This window comes from Fructobacillus sp. ESL1129 (assembly GCF_058507945.1).
The window spans coordinates 666,545-684,340 of sequence record NZ_CP196668.1 but is presented as its reverse complement, the minus strand read 5'-3'; the positions used below and the strand labels follow the sequence as shown (position 1 = coordinate 684,340).

21 protein-coding genes are annotated in these 17,796 nt (G+C 43.9%); 14 read left to right on the top strand and 7 right to left on the bottom strand.

The features are described 5' to 3' along the window. Positions 1-16: 16 nt before the first annotated feature. Positions 17-271: a hypothetical protein gene (locus ACSYSL_RS03275; RefSeq protein WP_491709082.1), complete on the bottom strand. Its 255-nt coding sequence runs from the start codon at positions 269-271 to the stop codon at positions 17-19. 464 nt (positions 272-735) lie between these two features. On the opposite strand from ACSYSL_RS03275, the gene xseA reads away from it, so the two are divergent. The 6 genes from xseA to ACSYSL_RS03245 all read left to right on the top strand — a co-directional run bounded on the left by xseA (position 736) and on the right by ACSYSL_RS03245 (position 6,205). Next, positions 736-2,010 carry an exodeoxyribonuclease VII large subunit gene (gene xseA, locus ACSYSL_RS03270; RefSeq protein WP_491709081.1) on the top strand — a complete coding sequence of 425 codons (1,275 nt, stop codon included), beginning with the start codon at positions 736-738 and terminating at the stop codon, positions 2,008-2,010. Then, entirely contained in the window at positions 2,003-2,230 is a 228-nt protein-coding gene (locus ACSYSL_RS03265) for an exodeoxyribonuclease VII small subunit (protein WP_491709080.1), read from the top strand. Before xseA ends, ACSYSL_RS03265 begins: the two co-directional genes overlap by 8 nt. Beyond that, the gene (locus tag ACSYSL_RS03260) at positions 2,223-3,113 is read left to right on the top strand and encodes a polyprenyl synthetase family protein (RefSeq protein WP_187753431.1); all 891 of its coding nucleotides are present in this window, start codon (positions 2,223-2,225) and stop codon (positions 3,111-3,113) included. The genes ACSYSL_RS03265 and ACSYSL_RS03260 overlap by 8 nt, the downstream gene beginning before the upstream one ends. Before the next feature lie 2 nt (positions 3,114-3,115). Then, positions 3,116-3,940 carry a TlyA family RNA methyltransferase gene (locus ACSYSL_RS03255; RefSeq protein ID WP_491709079.1) on the top strand — a complete coding sequence of 275 codons (825 nt, stop codon included), beginning with the start codon at positions 3,116-3,118 and terminating at the stop codon, positions 3,938-3,940. Positions 3,941-3,987: 47 nt separating this feature from the next. Beyond that, the gene (gene recN / locus ACSYSL_RS03250) at positions 3,988-5,688 is read left to right on the top strand and encodes a DNA repair protein RecN (protein ID WP_491709078.1); all 1,701 of its coding nucleotides are present in this window, start codon (positions 3,988-3,990) and stop codon (positions 5,686-5,688) included. Positions 5,689-5,869: 181 nt separating this feature from the next. Continuing rightward, positions 5,870-6,205 carry a hypothetical protein gene (locus ACSYSL_RS03245; RefSeq protein WP_010017815.1) on the top strand — a complete coding sequence of 112 codons (336 nt, stop codon included), beginning with the start codon at positions 5,870-5,872 and terminating at the stop codon, positions 6,203-6,205. Positions 6,206-6,244: 39 nt separating this feature from the next. Here ACSYSL_RS03245 and ACSYSL_RS03240 read toward each other — a convergent pair whose 3' ends face one another. Next, the gene (locus tag ACSYSL_RS03240) at positions 6,245-7,555 is read right to left on the bottom strand and encodes an NCS2 family permease (RefSeq protein ID WP_010017816.1); all 1,311 of its coding nucleotides are present in this window, start codon (positions 7,553-7,555) and stop codon (positions 6,245-6,247) included. Between the two features lie 291 nt (positions 7,556-7,846). Here ACSYSL_RS03240 and pepA point away from each other — a divergent pair, with 291 nt between their 5' ends. The 7 genes from pepA (at position 7,847) to ACSYSL_RS03205 (ending at position 14,508) form a co-directional block, all read left to right on the top strand. Continuing rightward, entirely contained in the window at positions 7,847-8,917 is a 1,071-nt protein-coding gene (gene pepA / locus ACSYSL_RS03235) for a glutamyl aminopeptidase (protein WP_491709077.1), read from the top strand. Next, positions 8,917-10,101: an FtsW/RodA/SpoVE family cell cycle protein gene (locus ACSYSL_RS03230; protein WP_491709076.1), complete on the top strand. Its 1,185-nt coding sequence runs from the start codon at positions 8,917-8,919 to the stop codon at positions 10,099-10,101. The genes pepA and ACSYSL_RS03230 overlap by 1 nt, the downstream gene beginning before the upstream one ends. After that, on the top strand, positions 10,101-10,424 hold the full coding sequence (locus ACSYSL_RS03225) for a YlbG family protein (protein ID WP_010017821.1): 324 nt from the start codon (positions 10,101-10,103) through the stop codon (positions 10,422-10,424). Before ACSYSL_RS03230 ends, ACSYSL_RS03225 begins: the two co-directional genes overlap by 1 nt. Then, positions 10,425-10,979 (top strand): 16S rRNA (guanine(966)-N(2))-methyltransferase RsmD, encoded by a 555-nt coding sequence (rsmD, locus tag ACSYSL_RS03220; protein ID WP_491709075.1) that lies wholly within the window; start codon positions 10,425-10,427, stop codon positions 10,977-10,979. Positions 10,980-10,993: 14 nt separating this feature from the next. Further along, positions 10,994-11,473 (top strand): pantetheine-phosphate adenylyltransferase, encoded by a 480-nt coding sequence (coaD, locus tag ACSYSL_RS03215; RefSeq protein ID WP_010017825.1) that lies wholly within the window; start codon positions 10,994-10,996, stop codon positions 11,471-11,473. 69 nt (positions 11,474-11,542) lie between these two features. Beyond that, positions 11,543-12,238, top strand: coding sequence for a helix-hairpin-helix domain-containing protein (locus tag ACSYSL_RS03210; RefSeq protein WP_491709074.1), 696 nt, complete (start codon positions 11,543-11,545; stop codon positions 12,236-12,238). Next, positions 12,235-14,508, top strand: a complete 2,274-nt coding sequence (locus ACSYSL_RS03205) for a ComEC/Rec2 family competence protein (protein ID WP_491709073.1) — start codon at positions 12,235-12,237, stop codon at positions 14,506-14,508. The genes ACSYSL_RS03210 and ACSYSL_RS03205 overlap by 4 nt, the downstream gene beginning before the upstream one ends. Here ACSYSL_RS03205 and ACSYSL_RS03200 read toward each other — a convergent pair. Next, positions 14,491-15,543, bottom strand: a complete 1,053-nt coding sequence (locus tag ACSYSL_RS03200; protein WP_491709072.1) for a site-specific integrase — start codon at positions 15,541-15,543, stop codon at positions 14,491-14,493. The two genes, ACSYSL_RS03205 and ACSYSL_RS03200, sit on opposite strands and share 18 nt — an antisense overlap. A 202-nt stretch (positions 15,544-15,745) precedes the next feature. On the opposite strand from ACSYSL_RS03200, the gene ACSYSL_RS03195 reads away from it, so the two are divergent. Beyond that, positions 15,746-15,910 (top strand): hypothetical protein, encoded by a 165-nt coding sequence (locus ACSYSL_RS03195; protein WP_491709071.1) that lies wholly within the window; start codon positions 15,746-15,748, stop codon positions 15,908-15,910. Here ACSYSL_RS03195 and ACSYSL_RS03190 read toward each other — a convergent pair. From ACSYSL_RS03190 to ACSYSL_RS03175, 4 genes are all read right to left on the bottom strand, one after another. After that, positions 15,882-16,466 carry a hypothetical protein gene (locus tag ACSYSL_RS03190; protein ID WP_491709070.1) on the bottom strand — a complete coding sequence of 195 codons (585 nt, stop codon included), beginning with the start codon at positions 16,464-16,466 and terminating at the stop codon, positions 15,882-15,884. The two genes, ACSYSL_RS03195 and ACSYSL_RS03190, sit on opposite strands and share 29 nt — an antisense overlap. A 1-nt stretch (position 16,467) precedes the next feature. After that, positions 16,468-16,857, bottom strand: coding sequence for a hypothetical protein (locus ACSYSL_RS03185; RefSeq protein ID WP_491709069.1), 390 nt, complete (start codon positions 16,855-16,857; stop codon positions 16,468-16,470). Positions 16,858-16,936: 79 nt separating this feature from the next. Beyond that, positions 16,937-17,362, bottom strand: a complete 426-nt coding sequence (locus ACSYSL_RS03180; RefSeq protein WP_491709068.1) for an ImmA/IrrE family metallo-endopeptidase — start codon at positions 17,360-17,362, stop codon at positions 16,937-16,939. Further along, complete coding sequence (locus ACSYSL_RS03175) at positions 17,359-17,760, bottom strand: helix-turn-helix domain-containing protein (RefSeq protein WP_491709067.1); 402 nt, start codon at positions 17,758-17,760, stop codon at positions 17,359-17,361. Before ACSYSL_RS03175 ends, ACSYSL_RS03180 begins: the two co-directional genes overlap by 4 nt. Between the last annotated feature and the right edge of the window lie 36 nt (positions 17,761-17,796).

The following is a 17,796-nucleotide window of genomic DNA, read 5'->3' as shown; positions in this document are numbered from 1 at the left end:
TGGTGATTAATGCTGCCTATTCCTGATTGATTTTGGCGGATAAATGGTAGGTTTGGTCATCTTTTTCCACCGTTGCCTTCAAAACGGACGGGGATGATATGTGTGAAAGGGTCTGCAGTTTGCCTAAATCATAGGCCTCAACGACTGCTGTAATCAGCGTCTTTTTATCAACAAAGTCGTTTTCTGGGATGGCCAAATCTTCCCAGTCTGTCACTTCAGCTGGACCGATGGCTTTTAATTCTTTGGTTTGGATTTTTGTAATGATTAGCATAGCGCTATTATAGGAAGAACGAAATCAGAAAGCAACCACTGTTTGATCGGGATAAAATGGCGAAGGTTTATTACCGGATGAACGTTGTCAGCTCGGGTGCATGAGACGGGACCACCAGGCTTGCTTTTTTCAAACATTACTGGCATAATAGAAGTATGCGATGAGTCGAACGCGTCTTTTAGGACGCTCACGCGGCCTGCTAGGATTAAATTCCAAGCCACGGATTTGGTGCAGGTGTTTTGGTTGTTGTGGAACTTCCATTTCTCACCATGACTACTAGCGCAAGCTAGGGTGACGCAAGACTTGTTTGGTTCGTGACTGAATCAAACCGCCCGTCGAAGCGAATTCGGCATGCCAAACTAAGGGCGAACCACGGTTCGTCCTTTTTTATTGTCCAAAAGTCAGGCTGTCAAACTTTCTGATATAATGAAAGGGAATTCATTCGTGCAGAGGAGGGGGCTTTCGTGGAAGAATCACAATACGTTACCGTGTCGGCCTTAACAAAATATTTGAGTGCCAAATTTGACCGAGATCCTCACTTGGGAAAGGTTTACTTGACTGGTGAAATTTCCAACCTTGGAAATCGGCGCTCCCGTCACCTGTATTTTTCCATCAAGGATCCGGAGGAAAAGGCTGTTATTCGGGCTGCCATGTTTTCCTACGCTTCTCGTTTGAAATTTGAACCGGAAGAAGGCATGAAGATACAGGCGGTTGGACGTGTTCAAATCTACGAACCCGCTGGTTCCTATTCCATTATTTTAGAACAGATGACCCCTGCCGGAGTCGGTGATCTTTTCTTAGCATTACAACAGTTGAAAGATAAATTGGCTAAAGAAGGTCTCTTTACGGCACCAAAACGGGCCATCCCACCTTTGCCTAAGCGAATCGCCGTCATTACCTCGCCAACTGGGGCGGTTGTGGAGGATGTGGCTAAAACGGTTGAACGCCGGTTACCACAAGCCCAAGTGGTGCTGTTACCAGCTGTTGTTCAAGGGGATGGTGCGGTACCTTCTCTTTTAAAACAGCTTGATCGGGTCGACCAACTTGGGTTCGACACAGCAATCATTGGACGTGGTGGCGGTTCGATTGAAGACCTTTGGGCCTTTAACGATGAGGCCTTGGTTCGTAAGGTTGCTGCTTTAAAAACCCCAATCATTGCCTCAGTAGGGCATGAAACCGACAACACCTTGGTGGATTTGGTGGCTGACCAACGGGCGGCCACGCCGACTGCTGCAGCTGAATTGGCAACGCCAATTACAAAGCAAAATTTAATCGACCGAGTGTTGGAACTTTCTGCCCGCCTCAATCTCGCCGGGCAAAAACTTATCCAACAAAAGCAGCAGGATTTAAAGTACGTCATTGACCGGCCAATTATGAAACAGCCTGACCGACTTTATGCCGCTTATCAACAAGAGGTGGACTCGTTAGAGAAGCGATTAGTCCAAGCTTTCTCAAGAAAGACGGACCAAGCCAAGTACCAAAAGCAGGCCCTGACCGAACGACTGGCCAACCAGCAAAGTCAGCTCTTGCGCCCATACAAAGAGCGACTGTCGCTGGCGGCAGCTAAACTTGATTTGGTTTCACCATTAAAAATTTTGTCCTCCGGTTATAGTATTGTAAAAGATCCAGAGGGCCGGGTTGTGAAGTCTAAAAACGACCTGGCACCGGGGCAACATGTGTCGCTGACCTTTTCAGATGGGCAGCGACAGGCGGAAATTTTAGGAGAAGAACATGACTGAACAAGCATCATTTGAAGAAAAATTAAAGCAACTTGATCAAATTGTGACCGCTTTGGAACAGGGAAACCGTCCTTTGGAAACGGCCCTAGTTGACTTTAAGACCGGTGTGACTTTGGCCAAGGATTTGCAAAAGACTCTGGCAGAAGCTGAAAAGACCCTTGCGAAAGTCATGCAAGATGACGGTTCCATGACCAACTTGGAATTGACGAACAATGACTAGGTTTAAGGATTTTATCAAGCAATATAAGCCAATGGTTCAGGCAGCCCTTGTAAAAGAAGTTACCGAACCAAGGACCGAACTCATTTCAAATTATGAAAAGGATTCGACCTACGAAGCGGCTTTACAATACGCACTGCTCACCCCTGGGAAACGCTTACGACCCCTCCTAGCTTTGGCAGTGATGGATTCTTTTGGGAAAAGCATTGATGCTGAAGCCATTAAAGCGGCTTCGGCGATTGAATGGGTACATGCTTATTCTTTGGTCCACGATGATTTGCCCGAAATGGATAACGATGCCTACCGTCGGGGACAGTTGTCCGTTCATGCGAAGTTTGGACCAGCCTTAGCCGTGCTCGTGGGTGACGCCTTGCAGGCGAACGCCTACGCCATTTTGAGTTCGCTTACGGCCGTTCCAGCAGAACAGCAGGTGAAGATGGTCTCGACTTTGGCCAATCGTTCTGGCGCCTTTGGCATGGTTTATGGGCAGGTCTTAGACATGCGCAATCACCATGTTTCCGACCGCTTGGATGAGGCTGCCGTTTTAATGAAAGTCTATCAGATGAAAACGGCGGATCTCATCATGGCGGCTGCGTTAATCGGCGGTCATTACCTGTCTTTGGATGAGAAATCTCTTTTGTTGGTGGCGCGTTATGCGCAAAACCTGGGACTGCTTTTCCAAATTGCAGACGATATTGATGATTATGAGCAGGACGAAAAGGAGGGCGTGGCCTCCCTTGTCCACCTATATGGTTTTGCTGATTCCCAGACGTTGGCCGCTAACTTACGGGAACAAGCGAAGACGGCGTTAGCTGACTTGGCGGAATACGATCAGCATTTTGATTCCGCCTTATTGACGGACCTGATTGATTTAATTGGAGCATAGCGATGGCAGTTGCAAAAGAACGTGTCGACATTTTATTGGTTCAGCAGGGGCTTTTTACTTCCCGTGAACAGGCCAAAAGGGCCGTGATGGCTGGTCAGATTCTTGGTGAAAACGAAGAGCGGTTGGATAAAGCTGGACAAAAGATTCCTGTGACAACGGAACTCCACTTTAAGGGGCAACCGCTTCCGTTTGTTTCTCGTGGTGGTTATAAACTGGTCAAAGCCATTGAAACCTTTGGTATGGACATGACGAATCAAATTGTCTTAGACATTGGTTCCTCAACGGGTGGGTTCACTGATGTTTCCTTGCAAAACGGTGCGAAGCACGTCTATGCGCTGGATGTGGGGACGAACCAACTAGCATGGAAGCTGCGAATTGACGAGCGGGTGACGGTGATGGAAAACACCAATTTTCGCTATGCAAAACTGGCTGACTTCATGGAGGGACAGCCGACTCGTGCAACCATTGACGTTTCCTTTATTTCACTTGCCCTTATTTTGCCAACTTTGAAAGACATTTTGGCCAAGGGTGGCGAAGTGGCGGCTTTGATAAAGCCTCAGTTTGAAGCAGGTCGTGAATTTGTTGGTAAGCACGGGATTATTAAGGATCCAACTGTTCATCGAAAAGTACTCGAGACAACCCTGCCAATGATGGTCGAAAACGGCTTCGCAGTGAAGGGTTTGACTTATTCGCCAATCAAGGGTGGACAAGGCAACATTGAGTTTTTGGCTTGGTTGGAACGCAGTGATGATGCTTCAATCGCTGGATCAGTCAAGATTGACCAAATAATTGAGGAAGCCCATGGTCAGTTAGACCAAGAGGGCTGACAGCAATCGCCTGAAAAAGGCGAGTACATAATGATTGGAGGCTGGGGATGCTCGAACGACTTGTCATTGAAAATTTTGCCATTATTGATCAGGTTGAACTGTCCTTTGATGACCGTTTAACGGTTTTGACTGGAGAAACTGGTGCCGGTAAATCGATTATCATCGATGCCCTTGCGATGTTAACGGGCGGTCGGGCTAGTACGGAAATGATTCGAAAAGGGGCTGAAAAAGCTGTCCTGCAGGCCGTGTTTTCTCTTGATCTCAAGCCAGCGCAACGACAGGAAGCATTGAAACAGGCCTTTTTGGATGCGGGGATTGATGTTTCAGACAATCAAGTGGTCATTTACCGTGAATTTAACCAGAAGGGGCGGTCTGTATCGCGAATTAACGGGGTCATCGTGCCCCTAAAGACTTTGGCTGGATTGGGCGCCCGTTTGGTTGAAATCCAAGGACAACACGACACATCACTCTTGTTAAATCCAGATTCGCATTTAACGTTGTTGGACGACTTTGCTGATGAACAGATGAAACGAGACAAAGCGGATTACGAGCATCTTTTTGCTCAGTATCGGCAGTTAGCACTGCGTTTAAAGCAAGTGACGGAGCAAGCACACGACCTCAATCAGCGGGTTGACCTACTGACTTTTCAAGCAGAAGAATTAAAAGCCGCCGATTTAAAAAGTGGTGAGGAAGAACAGCTTTTGGAAGAGCGAGGCAAGCTGTCAAATTACAAGAAAATAGCGGATTCGCTTGACGAAGCACAGCAGGCATTAAATCCAGGCATTGAAGGGGGCGCAATTGATCTTTTGGCGGCAGCAAACCAAGCCCTCACCCGTGCGGCTTCTTTTGATACAGGTTACGAGAATTTAGCACAATCACTATCTGAAGCCTACTATGCTGCCCAAGATGCCGGGCGTGAACTGGATGAATCCGTTACCAATCTCTCGTTTGATGAAGGGGCTTTGGTACAAATTGATGATCGTTTGCAGGTCATCCACCAACTAAAACGTAAGTATGGGGATACAGTTGACGAAATTTTAGCTTTTCAACAAAAAGTCAATCAGGATCTTGCGACATTGGATGGTGGTTCGATGGACATTGATCAGTTAACGGCTGAAAAGGCCGCTATGAACAAACAAATTCAAGAGGCGGGAGATCGGCTACGAAATGATCGACAACGGGTGGCCAAAGAACTCGAAAAAGCGGTTAATCAGGAATTAGCCGACTTGTTAATGAAGGAGGCCTTCTTTGAAGTTCACTTTGAACCGGTCAATGGCTTTCTTCCAAATGGCACTGATCGGGTCAGCTTTAACGTGCAAACCAACAAGGGAGAAGGGGTTAAGCCTTTAGAAAAGGCGGCTTCAGGTGGTGAGGCTTCTCGATTGATGTTGGCTTTAAAAACCGTCTTCATTGCGCAGCAAGGACTATCCACCGTTGTCTTTGATGAAATTGACACGGGGGTTTCTGGACGGGTTGGGTCAGCCATTGCTCAAAAAATGCGGGCGATTTCAAAAAATACACAGGTGCTGGCGATCACCCATTTGCCACAAGTGGCTGCCGCTGCTGATCACCATTTCTTGATTGAGAAACGTTCGGATGGTGAACGAACCGTCACGGAAGTGAATAACTTGCAAACTGAGGACCGGGATCGGGCAATTGCCATGATGCTCTCTGGAGACGAAATTTCAGAAGCAGCGCTAGCAAATGCGCGTGAATTACGAGGGGCGACTCGTAGTATGGGTCAATAAAAAAAGAAGGCATCGCCTTCTTTTTTTATTGATTTTGTTTTTTGGTCAGTTCGAACTTGTTTGTATTCGTAACTTCCTGTATTATTTTTATCATAGTGCTGTCACAGTATTGTCATAAATGTCGTCAAACCGCGTTATTTATTGCTGAGGGAAAAAAGTGTTAAAAAAAACCTATACAAGGATGAAAAACTACCAGTTACTTTGGGTTTTACTCTTTAATCTTTTTGTTCTTTCGGCCACTTTTCTATTGACCTTTAATTTTACCCGTCTTTCTGGTTCTTACCATGTTCAAGTAGCTCCCAATGCTTTGGTGAGTAATGATACGTTGACGATTCATGGTGATGACGTGATTGGTAATTTGAATGGTTCAGATAGTTGGACTAACGGTAGCTACGAATTGAAGCAAGATCAATTGAAAATATACTTAGATGATCGCGTTTATTATGGTGAAATCGATAAAAAGGGACGTAGTTTCTGGTTAGAAATTGACAATGAAAAAGTTTATTTTAGGCGTTAAAAAAACGCTCCACAATCATCATTGTGGAGCGTTTTTGAGTTAGCTATGGGTGTAGAAGAGGAAGGCAACGAAGATGATGGCGAGCGTATACATCAAAATATTGACTTCTTTTGCTCGTTTAGCCGCAATCATCGTGATGGGGTATGCGATGAAACCAAGAGCGATACCGTCTGAAATTGAGTAGGTCAATGGCATCCCAATCACCACTAAGAAGGAAGGAGCGGCAATTGACATATCCTCCCATTGAATTTTCTTCAAATTACCAGCCATCATAATACCGACCACAATCAAGGCAGGGGCGGTGACTTGTGAAGTCACGACGGACAGTAACGGCGAGAAGAACAATGCAAAAATGAAGAGAAGACCAGTCACTACAGAAGAAAATCCTGAACGACCACCAACGGCGATTCCAGAAGATGATTCGACAAAGGCGGACGTTGGAGAAGTACCCAAAGTTGCACCAACGGTCATTCCGACGGCATCGGCCATCAAGGCTTTACCGGCACGTGGCATTTTACCTTCTTTATTCAAGAGGCCTGCCTGTTCAGTCAGACCAATTAGGGTTCCCGCCGTATCAAAGAAGACGACAATCAAGAAGGTCAATGCCACAATTAGCATCCCAAAGGTGTTGATGTTACCGAGGTGTGACCAGGCCTGACCAAAGGTTGGTTCCAAGGATGGGGCAGAGGCAATGACGGACTTTGGCAGTGCAATTTCGCCAAAAACAATGCCGACAATTGCCGTTACCACCATTCCGAAGAAGATGGCGGCGGGGACTTTTTTAATAATTAAAATCAACGTGATGGCAATCCCGAAGATGGCCAGTAACGTGCTGCCCTTTGTTAAATTACCCATGGCAACCATGGTATCGGCGTTAGCAACAATCAGGCCAGCGTTGTGAAGACCGATAAAGGCGATGAAAAGACCAATTCCGGCCGCAATGGCGATTCGTAGGTTATATGGAATGGCATCAATGATTTTTTCACGGATGTGTGTGAGTGTTAGAACCAAAAAAATCAAGGCAGCGACTAAAATGCCCGCCATGGCCGTTTGCCAAGAGACGCCCATACCGATAACAACGGAGTACGCAAAGTAGGCGTTCACGCCAAGACCTGGTGCGATGGCAATGGGGTACTTGGCCACAATTCCCATGAATAGGGTTGCCACAGCAGCAGAGATGGCAGTGGCGGTAAAGACCGCTCCCTTATCCATTCCAGCGGCGGCAAGAACGTTTGGGTTAAGAAAAAGAATGTAAGACATCGCAACAAAGGTGGTTAAACCAGCAATGCTTTCCGTCTTAAGGGATGTGCCCAGTTGTTTGAACTGGAAGTAAGATGCAATCCGTGACATGTAAAACTCCTCTTTATGTTAATTAACTACTTGAATAGTTTAACAGTAATGACGGAAGATGTCTTGAATAAAATGAGAAAAATACGCTTTAAAAGCGAACGATAAAACGAAAATACGCTGATTGTTTGTGTTTTATACCTTTAGCTGATTGTTGCGTGGTCATTTTGACCAGAAAAGTCTCTGTCACCTCATTTTCCTTTTTCAATAGTAAAAGGTTGGGAAATCTCCTTTCCAGTCGGTCACTTGCTGGGCTATAATAAGGTATTACAACATTTTAGGGGGGCGCGAGTTATGAATCAAGAAACATGGCAAAGAATCGTGAAGTACACGGAGCTACAGGGAACGTCTGGACAAGAGGAGGCCGTTCGTCGGGCGTTTCGTGACGATCTAACGCCGTTGGTTGACCATGTTGAGCAAAACGACTTGGGGGGCCTTTTTGGTACCAAAGTCGGTCGAGAAGATGATCCGCGTGTCATGTTCGCCGCTCATTTTGATGAAGTTGGCTTCATGGTGGCAGGTATCTTGCCAACGGGGGCCCTCCAGGTTGTTTCACTTGGTGGCTGGAACCCAGTGACAGTGCCTGCCCACCGCTTCACTCTCTTTACTAAAAATGGTCAATACCCGGTGGTTTCTTCCTCCGTTTCCCCACATCTTTTGCGTGGCAAGGGCGGAGCAGCTGCCTTAAGCATCGATGACATTCTTTTTGATGCTGGTTTTGAGTCAAAGGAACAGGCAGAATCAATGGGTGTTCGTCCGGGTGACTTTATCGTTCCGGAGAGCAAGACGGTGCGGATGGCCAACCCCAACCGGGGACTGTCCAAATCCTATGATAATCGTTTCGGTGTTTCGGCCATTTTATCAGCATTGACAGATTTACAAGGTGTGCAAACACCGAACACCCTGATTATGGGGGCTAATGCGCAGGAAGAGGTCGGTTTGCGTGGTGCGCTCCCCGCCGTTCAACAGTTCAAGCCAGATGTCTTCTTTGCTGTTGATTCGTCGGCCGCTAACGATGTTGACCAAAAGGTTGGTCGGCAAGGCATTCTGGACCAAGGAACACTGATTCGTGTCTTTGATCCAACTGTGGTCACGTCGCCACGTTTAAAGGAATTTATTTTGCAGACGGCCGAAGATAATCAAATTCCTTATCAATACTTTGTTTCAAAGGGTGGAACCGATGCTGGAGCAGTTCAAAAGTATGGCCAAGGGTTGCCAGCAGTTGCCTTAGGCGTTGCTTCTCGTTATATTCACACCCACGAAACTGTATGGTCGATTCCGGACTTTGACGCTGCCCGTGAATTGATTGTTGCTCTTGCCAAAAATCTTGATCGTTCGGCTGTTGATGATATTGTGGGGAAGTGATGTTTAAGAAGTTACAACGCTTAGATTATTGGATTGCCGTTCCATACGCTGTTCTTTCCTTAATTGGAATTGTCATGGTCTTTTCAGCAACGCAGAATGCCTATTTAGCGCCAATTATGTCCTTTGCCAAGCAGGCGATTTTTGTGGTTGTTGGTTGGTCAGCGGCTTTCTTTACTTTTAAAATCAACCGACAGGTGCTTCGATCATCTTCACTTTTAAATGGCTTGCTGGTGATTACGACAATTTTATTGATCCTTGCTCGATTAGCGCCAGCTGTTAACGGTGCCCACGGCTGGATTAACTTGGGGCCGGTGACTTTGCAGCCCGTTGAATTAGCAAAGATTATCTTAATTCTATACTTTTCTCAGTGGCTATCGGCCTATCCATGGCAGCCTGGTAAGGGTCTTTTGGGTTTTATTCGGTTATGGCTGCAAAAGGGTCGTTGGCTGAAGTTAATCTTTCCAGGATTGCTCTTGGTCATTACGCTAGCGATGCCGGATATGGGAAACTTTTTCATCACCCTAGCTGTGTTAACCCTGATGATTTTGGCATCAGGGGTTAAGCCGAAAGCTAACTTGATTTTGCTCGTTATTTTTTTCATGATTTTGGCTTTTTTGCCAAATATTATCGCCTTCTTTGATTTGAAGGAATCGTCTTCTTACGCCATTCGCCGACTATCTAACTTCGTTGATCCGTGGTATAACATGGACCAAAGTCGCCAACTGTTGTACTCTTATTACGCGATTTCACACGGTGGCTTGTTTGGAGTTGGCCTGGGGAACTCATTGATTAAGCCATACTTGCCTGAGTCGAATACCGATTTTATCATGGCGGTGGCCGCGGAGGAACTCGGGGCCCTTCTGGTTGCCGTTGTTCTCGGTCTTATGATGATTTTGATTGGCCGGTTAATCATTATTGGCATTAAACAAAAAGTTCAGTACAACCGCCTCTTTTTGTATGGCCTAGCTGCCCTTTTGATTATGCAATCCTTTGTTAACTTGGGCGGGGTACTAGGCTTACTGCCGATTACCGGCGTTGTTTTTCCGTTTATCTCAGGTGGGGGTTCTTCCTACGTTTTCTTTTCGGCAGCCGTTGGTTATGCCCTAAACATTGCCGCCCAAGAAAAACAGTTAGCTCGACCTAATCCACAAGATGATGCTGCACGAAGGGAATTAAAGCACTAATGTTTGATATGCAGGAACGAAGGGCCTTATACGTATACATGCGTGGCCTGAAACAGGTGAATCAACTAAAAAAATTTGGTGACATCGCCTATATTTCGAACAAAATGAACTACGTGTCTTTGTATGTGAATGAAGATCAAGTCGATGAATTAGTAGATAAGCTGAAGAAGTACCGCTTTGTTAAAACGGTTAAGCCCTCAGCCCGTCCTGATATCAATCCAGACTTAGATGATCAGCACGACGATGTTTTTTTTGAGGCTTATGACAAGGAAGTAAGCAATCAAACGCCGTCTGATGAACAAGCAAAGACGGAGGAAGAGTAAATGCGAGTCATTGCTGGCAAATTTGGCGGCTTACACCTTGAAGCGGTGAAGGGACGGGCAACCCGTCCAACTACTGACAAAGTCAAAGAGGCGATTTTTTCAATGCTGTTGCCATACCTTGATGGTGGTGAGGCTTTAGATCTTTATGCCGGAACAGGTGGCTTGGCGATTGAAGCCATTTCTCGTGGGATGGACCACGCCTTCTTGGTTGATAAGCAGGCAGGTGCCCTAGCCGTTATTCAAAAAAACATTGCAAAAACGCACGAAGAACAAGCGTTCACGGTGATAAAGTCACCGGCCAATACTGCGTTAACACGGTTGGCTAACCAAGGCGTGACTTTTCAATTGGTCTTACTCGACCCACCTTACGCAAAAGAAAAACTGAAGCAAGATATTGAGAAGATGATTACTTTGGGATTGCTGCAGGATGGGGCGATTGTGATGGTTGAATCAGATCAAGTGGCCGATTTACCTGAGGCAGACGAACGGCTTGATTTAATCAAGCAAAAGGACTACGGCATCACCCGTGTGTCCCTTTATCGTTATGATAAGTGAGGAGAAAGTAAAACATGAAAAAGGCGGTTTTTCCTGGATCGTTTGATCCGCTGACAAACGGACACTTGGACATTATTGCGCGTGCGGCGGATTTATTTGATGAAGTCGTCGTTGCCGTGGGGAAAAATACGAATAAGCAAGGACTTTTTCGACCGGACGAACGGCTAGCCTTAGTGAAAGCTGCGGTTTCCCACATTCCAAACGTATCGGTTGGCCAAATCGATGGTTTAACAGTCGACTACATGGCCACCATTGGTGCCAAGTTTATCATTCGTGGTTTGAGAAATTGTAAAGACTTTGAATACGAGCGGGATATTGCGGGTGTTAATTCGGTTCTTGACGACGTTGAAACCGTCCTACTCTTTGCCAAACCTGAAAACCAAAACATCTCATCATCGATGGTGAAAGAAATCTCCAAACTATCATCAAATCGATTGGCGGATTTTGTTCCACCCGTTGTTGTCAAAGCGTTACAGAATCATTTTGAAGCATAAAAACCTCCGAATTTTCGGAGGTTTTTTTCTGTGTTTTTTCGTGATATTTGCTAAAGGAGGTGACCAAGAATGAATCGATTTGAGTGGTCCGCTATTTGGCAAATAGGCAAGCGTTATCGCTACTGGGTAGGGTCAGCCCTGCTTGGCCTATTTCTATTGGTTATGGGCATCTTTTTTCTACATCCAAAACAATCAAACCTTCCTGCTGAACCGGTGACTGCGGGCGGAAAGACGGACTCCAGTGCAACGAAGGCGGTCGGCCAACCAGCTGCCAAGCGTTCGGATCAGGCTGTCAAAACAGCGATTAAGGTTGATGTGAAGGGGGCGGTTCAACATCCCGGACTTTATCAAGTAGAAGCTGGTGCCCGCTTAGCAGATGCTGTTCAAAAAGCAGGTGGCTTTCAGTCGCCAAATAGTCAGCAGCGGGTTAATCTAGCGCAACCGCTCGAAGACGGAATGGTTATCTATATTGCAAAAGAACATGAAGAACATGATCCGGCTATCACCAACGCTGGTTCCTTGCCAGGTAAAGAAACTGGAAAGGGTGGTAAAAAATCAAAGACTGCGTCGGCTAGTTCGCGTGTGAGTTTAAACCATGCTAGCCAATCAGAATTAGAGCAATTGTCTGGTGTTGGTCCCAAAAAAGCAGAAGAAATTATTTCCTATCGGGAGGAACATCCCTTTCAATCTGTCGATGAATTGAAAACGGTTTCGGGCATTGGGCCGAAACGGTTCGAGCAGTTGAAGGAAGAAGTGGCCTTATGATTCGCGTTCGCTTCCATTTTTTATTGGCGGTTGTGGGTGCCAGTTGGGTGACTGTGCTCTACCGACCGAATGCTGTCACGATTGTTTTAGCCGTCATCTTTTCATTATCTATCCTGACTTTGAGGGACTTTCGACGCATCTGCCTTCTGTTTTTGTTAGCTCTTATTTTGATTGGCTATAGTTTGATTGGTTACCGTTCGTTAAGTATGGAAGAAGGACAAATAGCCCAGCAAAAAAACGTTGAGTTACTCGTTTTTCCAGATCAATTACAAGTCAGTGACCATGGTTTTGTACGGGGCCAGGGCCAAGATGAGCGGGGACAACGTTTTCTACTTGCTTATCAAGCAAAGAACCAAGAAGACGTGGACCGTTTTACGTCAATTAGCTTTCCCACAAAGATGAGCGGGCCAGTTAAACAAGTGCCAATTTTGGGGGCAACAAATGACTATCAATTTGACTTTCATCAGTTTTGGAAGACGCAGCGGGTTACCCAGCAGACTACTTTTCAGTCGGTGACGTTGGCAAGGGCTCATGCTCAAAATCCTTTGCAGGCTTTTTTCTTTTTCAGCCATCGATTACACGCAACCGCTGGACGTTTGGCCAATCAACTCCCTAACCCTTTGGGGGATTATGCAGGGGCTCTTTTATTAGGGATGAAAGGAACGATGCTGTACGAAAACAATCCCAAAATCGCGGAACTTGGACTCATTCATCTTTTCGCACTATCGGGTTTGCATGTTTCTTTTTTAGCTAAACAATTTCGACAGCTTACGCGGCGGTTACGAATCACCCGGGAAGTTGCCGATGGCTTATTGGCCGTTTTATTGGTCATGTTTTACTTTTTTACAGGTAGTTTAGCAGTCCTTTTCCGAGCCCTTGTGGCTGGCGAACTGCGGATTGTGAACCGAAACTTTTCCTGCCAGTGGCATCCTGTCACGATTTGGTCTTGGTCGCTTTTAGCTAGTTTAGTATTTTATCCACAGATATTGTTAACACTTGGTGGGCAGCTCTCGTTTGCCCTAACGCTGGCAATTATCTTGACAGTACGGTACAACTATTGGCTGCGTGGGTTCTTTTTATCGGCTGTTAGTTTCCCCATTATATTAGCCCAACAATTTGCTTGGAATATCTGGCAAACGATGGCGAATATTCTCGTCGTACCACTTTTTTCTGCCATTGTGTTACCCGCGACGCTAATCGGTTATTTCGGTGCCTGGCTGTCCGTGGTAAAGGAATCGACCAATGTGGTCATTAACCTGTTTGACCGTTTCGTTTACTGGTTCGGGCAACTACCAGGTTATGTAGTGATAGGTGCTTTTGCCTGGCCAGTGCTATTATTTCTATTCATTCTTCCTTGGTTTTTCTTTCGAGTTAAATGGCAACTGAAAAGCTTTTTCTCGTTCTGTTGGTGCGCGCTGTTCATTTTAAATTATGCATGGATTCATTGGCCGAAGGAGGGAGAATGGACGACTTTTGATATCGGGCAGGGGGATGCTGCTGTTCTAATTGAGCCGAAGCACCGCTCTGTCATGATGATTGATACGGGTGGGAAAGTCACTTTTGGTAGCCACCCCGTTTACCAAACGGCGAACCGGATTGAGACGAGACCAAGGGTGCTGGAGCAAAAGAAATTAAAAGAACAGGAGGGGCTGGCTCAGTCGGTGATTATTCCCTACTTGCACGCCAGGGGCATTGCTCACATCGATACCATTTCACTATCCCACCAGGATCAAGATCACATTGGCGATACCAGAGTACTACTCGAAAACTTTCGGGTCGATCGGGTGGTGATGCCGGCTGGAATGGCTGAATTACCTGCTTATCAACGAAAAATTAAGCCCTACTTAAAAAATACCAAAGTAGTAGAAGCAACGGATAGGACCAAATTGACTAACTGTCCCCTTACAATTCGCTACCCCTTTGACTCGGGGTTGGCTGGCAACGATGATTCGTTGGCCTGGACGGGTCGAATTGGCGGAACTGAAATTTACACGGCGGGGGACTTGGACCGTTCGGGTGAACAAAAAATGCTGGATAAGTATCCGTTCTTAGCGCCAAAGATTGTTAAGTTCGGCCACCATGGTTCGAGGACGGCAACTGATCCAAATGTTTTTGATGTGTGGCAACCAAGGATCGGTATCGTGTCAGCAGGACGTGATTCTCGTTATGGGCATATCAATCCCTTTATATATAGGTCTTTAACGATAAAGTGTCACGATAGTGTCACACACTTTCAAAGTGTCACCCACTTTTTATTTGAAAATGGCTAATGTCTTTTCTTCTTCCTGACGACGTTGTGTTTCTAAAAGATGAGCATATACCTTTTGAGTAATTGCTACACTAGAGTGACCCAATCGTTCTGAAACATAATTAATTGCTACTCCTCGTCTTAGCAAGAGGGAAGCATGTGTATGTCTCAACCCATGAAAAGTTATTATCTTACAGTTTAATTCTTTTAGAACACTTTTAAAAGTTCTATTAACACCGTTTGATGAAACTTGTGTAAATACACCGGATAGCGGTTTAAGCACCTCTATGAGCTTGCTATCAACCTTAATAACACGATTCCCAGCATTGGTCTTCGTTGATTTGATTTCCTTTTCTTTTCCAACAGCCTTATCAATTACTAACAACTGTTCTTTAACGTTTAGATCGTTACGAGTTAACGCTTGTATTTCGCCAAGCCGCATACCGGTATGAATCGCAATGTAAATTGCCAAGTAATTGGATTTGTCTAAATCGCTGTCATTAGTTAAATGATTGTATATATATTCATCTAGTTTGAGCAATTCATCTTCTTCAAGAAATTTAAGGTCTTTATCTTTGCCGTCGTTTCCAACACTTTCAATGCGAATTGTTGGGTCTCGTGTAATGTACCCATCAGCGTATGCATCCTTTAACGACTGCGAAATATGATTTTTACGTTTAGAGACCGTCGCACGGGCGTGGTTTTTCCCGAACTCATTAATAAATGTTTGGAACTTTTGCCGAGTAAAATCGTTCAAGTAAGTGTTAGTTAGGTGTTTTTTGATGACAGTTAGTGTTGATTCATATTGGTAGAGTGTAGCCGATGAACGGTCGCTCTTGTATGTCGTAAACCACTCTTCGAAATATTCTGATAAAAGATAATTGGAGTAGGTATTTTGATGGTCAGTCACTTTACCAGATTCACGTTCTGCCGCCCAAAGTGAAGCTTCTTTTTTCGTGTGGAAACCTTGTTTAGTAGCATATGATCGTTTTCCGTTTTTAGTAATTGACACTCGGACACGATAAGTGCCTGATTGTGTTTTAATAATACTCGCCATAAATACTCCTTATAAATTAACAAAACGACTATTTTGACAAATTAAAATCATAGTTAGTTACTGTAAATGTTTAAAATCACGTTTTTGTACAAATAAAAAGGCCTGTGGCCTTAATCGTGTATGTACGCCCAAAAGGGCACATAACTATTTAGTTAATTTGATGTTACAATTTACATAATATAGTAAAAATTAAGGAGAAATTATGAAATCTAATGTTATAGTAAATCCAGAAAGTCAAATTAATGTTATCTCTCGATTTGTATCTGATTTACAAAATAATAAAATTGATTTTTTTATTAATGAATATGGAGAAATAACAGTAGAATGGAAACCTGAATTTATTGGTGATCTTGTTCAAAATCATTGATATCAGGATAACTCTCTTTTTGATCAGGAATAGGTAAACCTGGTCTATAGGGATTTTCAGGTATGGATATAAATGTTTCGAATATTTGAATATCCTCTTTAGAAGTAATACCAATCGATAAAAACGAAACCTTAACTTTGCATGTGCGATAGCTATCATTCTCTCTTATTGGAATGTGGTTAAGTTCTACAACAGTAGAAGCAGAGTATCCATGTTTTGAAACTAGCGCGTTGTCTTTTAAATTCTCTTTGTTAAGTTTAATTATTTGTGAAGTCCCCCCCATCTGTGCATCATGAATGCCGATGGTGCCACCATGTTTTTTAATGTCTTCTTTGTAGCTATCTGGGGCACAAGAATCATCAAATGCTCTGTCAACCTCTAATAAATATTGATAAGTAGTATCGGGAAGTAAGTTAAAAAATTGAATACGGGCAATTATTTTAAATGAATTTTCAAATGAATTTAATATTACTTGGTTAGTCGGATTTCCATTAGAGTCTAAGATAGTAACAGCGCTTATTTTTCCTGTATACTCTGCATCAGTAATATTTGTCATGTTATTTATTTGCTCCTTCATCTTCATATTTTTGATGAATACTATTCTCAATTCGTTTTAATGCCTCATTAAATTCTTGAAATTCTTGAGTATCTGCTTGTCGAACACTCAATAGATTATTAGTATTAAAAATATTATTATTATTATTGTTGTTGTTGGTAGTATTTGTTTGCTGAGTAGTATCGATCATTGATAACTTATTATTGACCATGTTCACCCAACTATATGCCCAGAGGAAAATATACATGACAAACATAAGGTTTACACCAATTATCCATGACTGACCAGTAGTCATTCCGCTTATGTTAGCAACTAAAGTGGATACAATACCAGTACCAATGCTGGTAACTATTTTATCTGAAGATATATTCTTAAATGAATTAGAGTCCATTTGAGTACCTTTCAAGCCTCCTTGCTGGTGGCTTTTTTATTTTCTTTTAACGTGGTTCAGAATTGCACGTATTTTTGTTTTAAACCGGATGACTATATTCAGCCTCTACGTAATCAAACAACCACGATGGAACGTCATAGAACTCCATGAACGATTGAACATTCGTCGGTCGTTCTATTTCCATCAACATTTTAATTGCGTTCTTGTGCGCTAACAGTTCTTCGCCCCGTTTTCCAAACTCACTAAATTGGTAAACATTTTGCAACGACGTATCACCATACAAAAGGTGGCTTAGTTCATGAGCTAATCGAAATTGATAGGAAACCTTCGTATAAAAGTTAATGTTCATTATGATCGCGTTACATGACGGCCACGTTGTATCTGGAACAGTACTCTTCACATCGTCAATGTTTAGTACCTTGACGTTGTTTTTGGTTGCAATTTTTTTCAACGACTCTCCAATTTCTTCATATAAGTAAGAATCGATAAAATTGTTTTCAATCATCGTCCCTCCCGCTCACGTTCTTGCACAATGAACCGTGCGTACTGGAGTAGCTTTTGGCGGTCTTCTTCATCAATTGGCTTACCGTCGAATGCTAAAATAGTTGTATTTTCAAGGTCAGTTGTTTTGTTTTTTGAATTATAGCTATTCATCTGATTAGTACGACCGAGTAAGTAGTCTGTTGATACATCTAATACGTCGGCAACTTTCTGTAGGTTATCAGATGAAGGGTTGCTTTTTTTCCACTTGTATAAAGATTTATCACTTAGTCCAGCCTTCGTTTCCAAATCTGCTAATGATAATCCTCTTTTGTTTGCTAGTTCTTTTGTTCTTTCAAATACAGTCATATAAACCTTCAATCGTAAAGAAAAATTAATGTGTAAAATATTCCAATTATCCATTGACAGTTGGAAAATATTGCACTATACTATTTCTTG

What these genes read in the sequence shown, in the direction of transcription:
- ACSYSL_RS03275 (WP_491709082.1), bottom strand. Translation starts at nt 271, where the DNA reads ATGCTAATCATTACAAAAATCCAAACCAAAGAATTAAAAGCCATCGGT.
- ACSYSL_RS03265 (WP_491709080.1), top strand. Translation starts at nt 2,003, where the DNA reads ATGACTGAACAAGCATCATTTGAAGAAAAATTAAAGCAACTTGATCAA.
- ACSYSL_RS03260 (WP_187753431.1), top strand. Translation starts at nt 2,223, where the DNA reads ATGACTAGGTTTAAGGATTTTATCAAGCAATATAAGCCAATGGTTCAG.
- ACSYSL_RS03255 (WP_491709079.1), top strand. Translation starts at nt 3,116, where the DNA reads ATGGCAGTTGCAAAAGAACGTGTCGACATTTTATTGGTTCAGCAGGGG.
- recN (WP_491709078.1), top strand. Translation starts at nt 3,988, where the DNA reads ATGCTCGAACGACTTGTCATTGAAAATTTTGCCATTATTGATCAGGTT.
- ACSYSL_RS03245 (WP_010017815.1), top strand. Translation starts at nt 5,870, where the DNA reads ATGAAAAACTACCAGTTACTTTGGGTTTTACTCTTTAATCTTTTTGTT.
- ACSYSL_RS03240 (WP_010017816.1), bottom strand. Translation starts at nt 7,555, where the DNA reads ATGTCACGGATTGCATCTTACTTCCAGTTCAAACAACTGGGCACATCC.
- pepA (WP_491709077.1), top strand. Translation starts at nt 7,847, where the DNA reads ATGAATCAAGAAACATGGCAAAGAATCGTGAAGTACACGGAGCTACAG.
- ACSYSL_RS03230 (WP_491709076.1), top strand. Translation starts at nt 8,917, where the DNA reads ATGTTTAAGAAGTTACAACGCTTAGATTATTGGATTGCCGTTCCATAC.
- ACSYSL_RS03225 (WP_010017821.1), top strand. Translation starts at nt 10,101, where the DNA reads ATGTTTGATATGCAGGAACGAAGGGCCTTATACGTATACATGCGTGGC.
- rsmD (WP_491709075.1), top strand. Translation starts at nt 10,425, where the DNA reads ATGCGAGTCATTGCTGGCAAATTTGGCGGCTTACACCTTGAAGCGGTG.
- coaD (WP_010017825.1), top strand. Translation starts at nt 10,994, where the DNA reads ATGAAAAAGGCGGTTTTTCCTGGATCGTTTGATCCGCTGACAAACGGA.
- ACSYSL_RS03210 (WP_491709074.1), top strand. Translation starts at nt 11,543, where the DNA reads ATGAATCGATTTGAGTGGTCCGCTATTTGGCAAATAGGCAAGCGTTAT.
- ACSYSL_RS03205 (WP_491709073.1), top strand. Translation starts at nt 12,235, where the DNA reads ATGATTCGCGTTCGCTTCCATTTTTTATTGGCGGTTGTGGGTGCCAGT.
- ACSYSL_RS03200 (WP_491709072.1), bottom strand. Translation starts at nt 15,543, where the DNA reads ATGGCGAGTATTATTAAAACACAATCAGGCACTTATCGTGTCCGAGTG.
- ACSYSL_RS03195 (WP_491709071.1), top strand. Translation starts at nt 15,746, where the DNA reads ATGAAATCTAATGTTATAGTAAATCCAGAAAGTCAAATTAATGTTATC.
- ACSYSL_RS03190 (WP_491709070.1), bottom strand. Translation starts at nt 16,466, where the DNA reads ATGACAAATATTACTGATGCAGAGTATACAGGAAAAATAAGCGCTGTT.
- ACSYSL_RS03185 (WP_491709069.1), bottom strand. Translation starts at nt 16,857, where the DNA reads ATGGACTCTAATTCATTTAAGAATATATCTTCAGATAAAATAGTTACC.
- ACSYSL_RS03180 (WP_491709068.1), bottom strand. Translation starts at nt 17,362, where the DNA reads ATGATTGAAAACAATTTTATCGATTCTTACTTATATGAAGAAATTGGA.
- ACSYSL_RS03175 (WP_491709067.1), bottom strand. Translation starts at nt 17,760, where the DNA reads ATGGATAATTGGAATATTTTACACATTAATTTTTCTTTACGATTGAAG.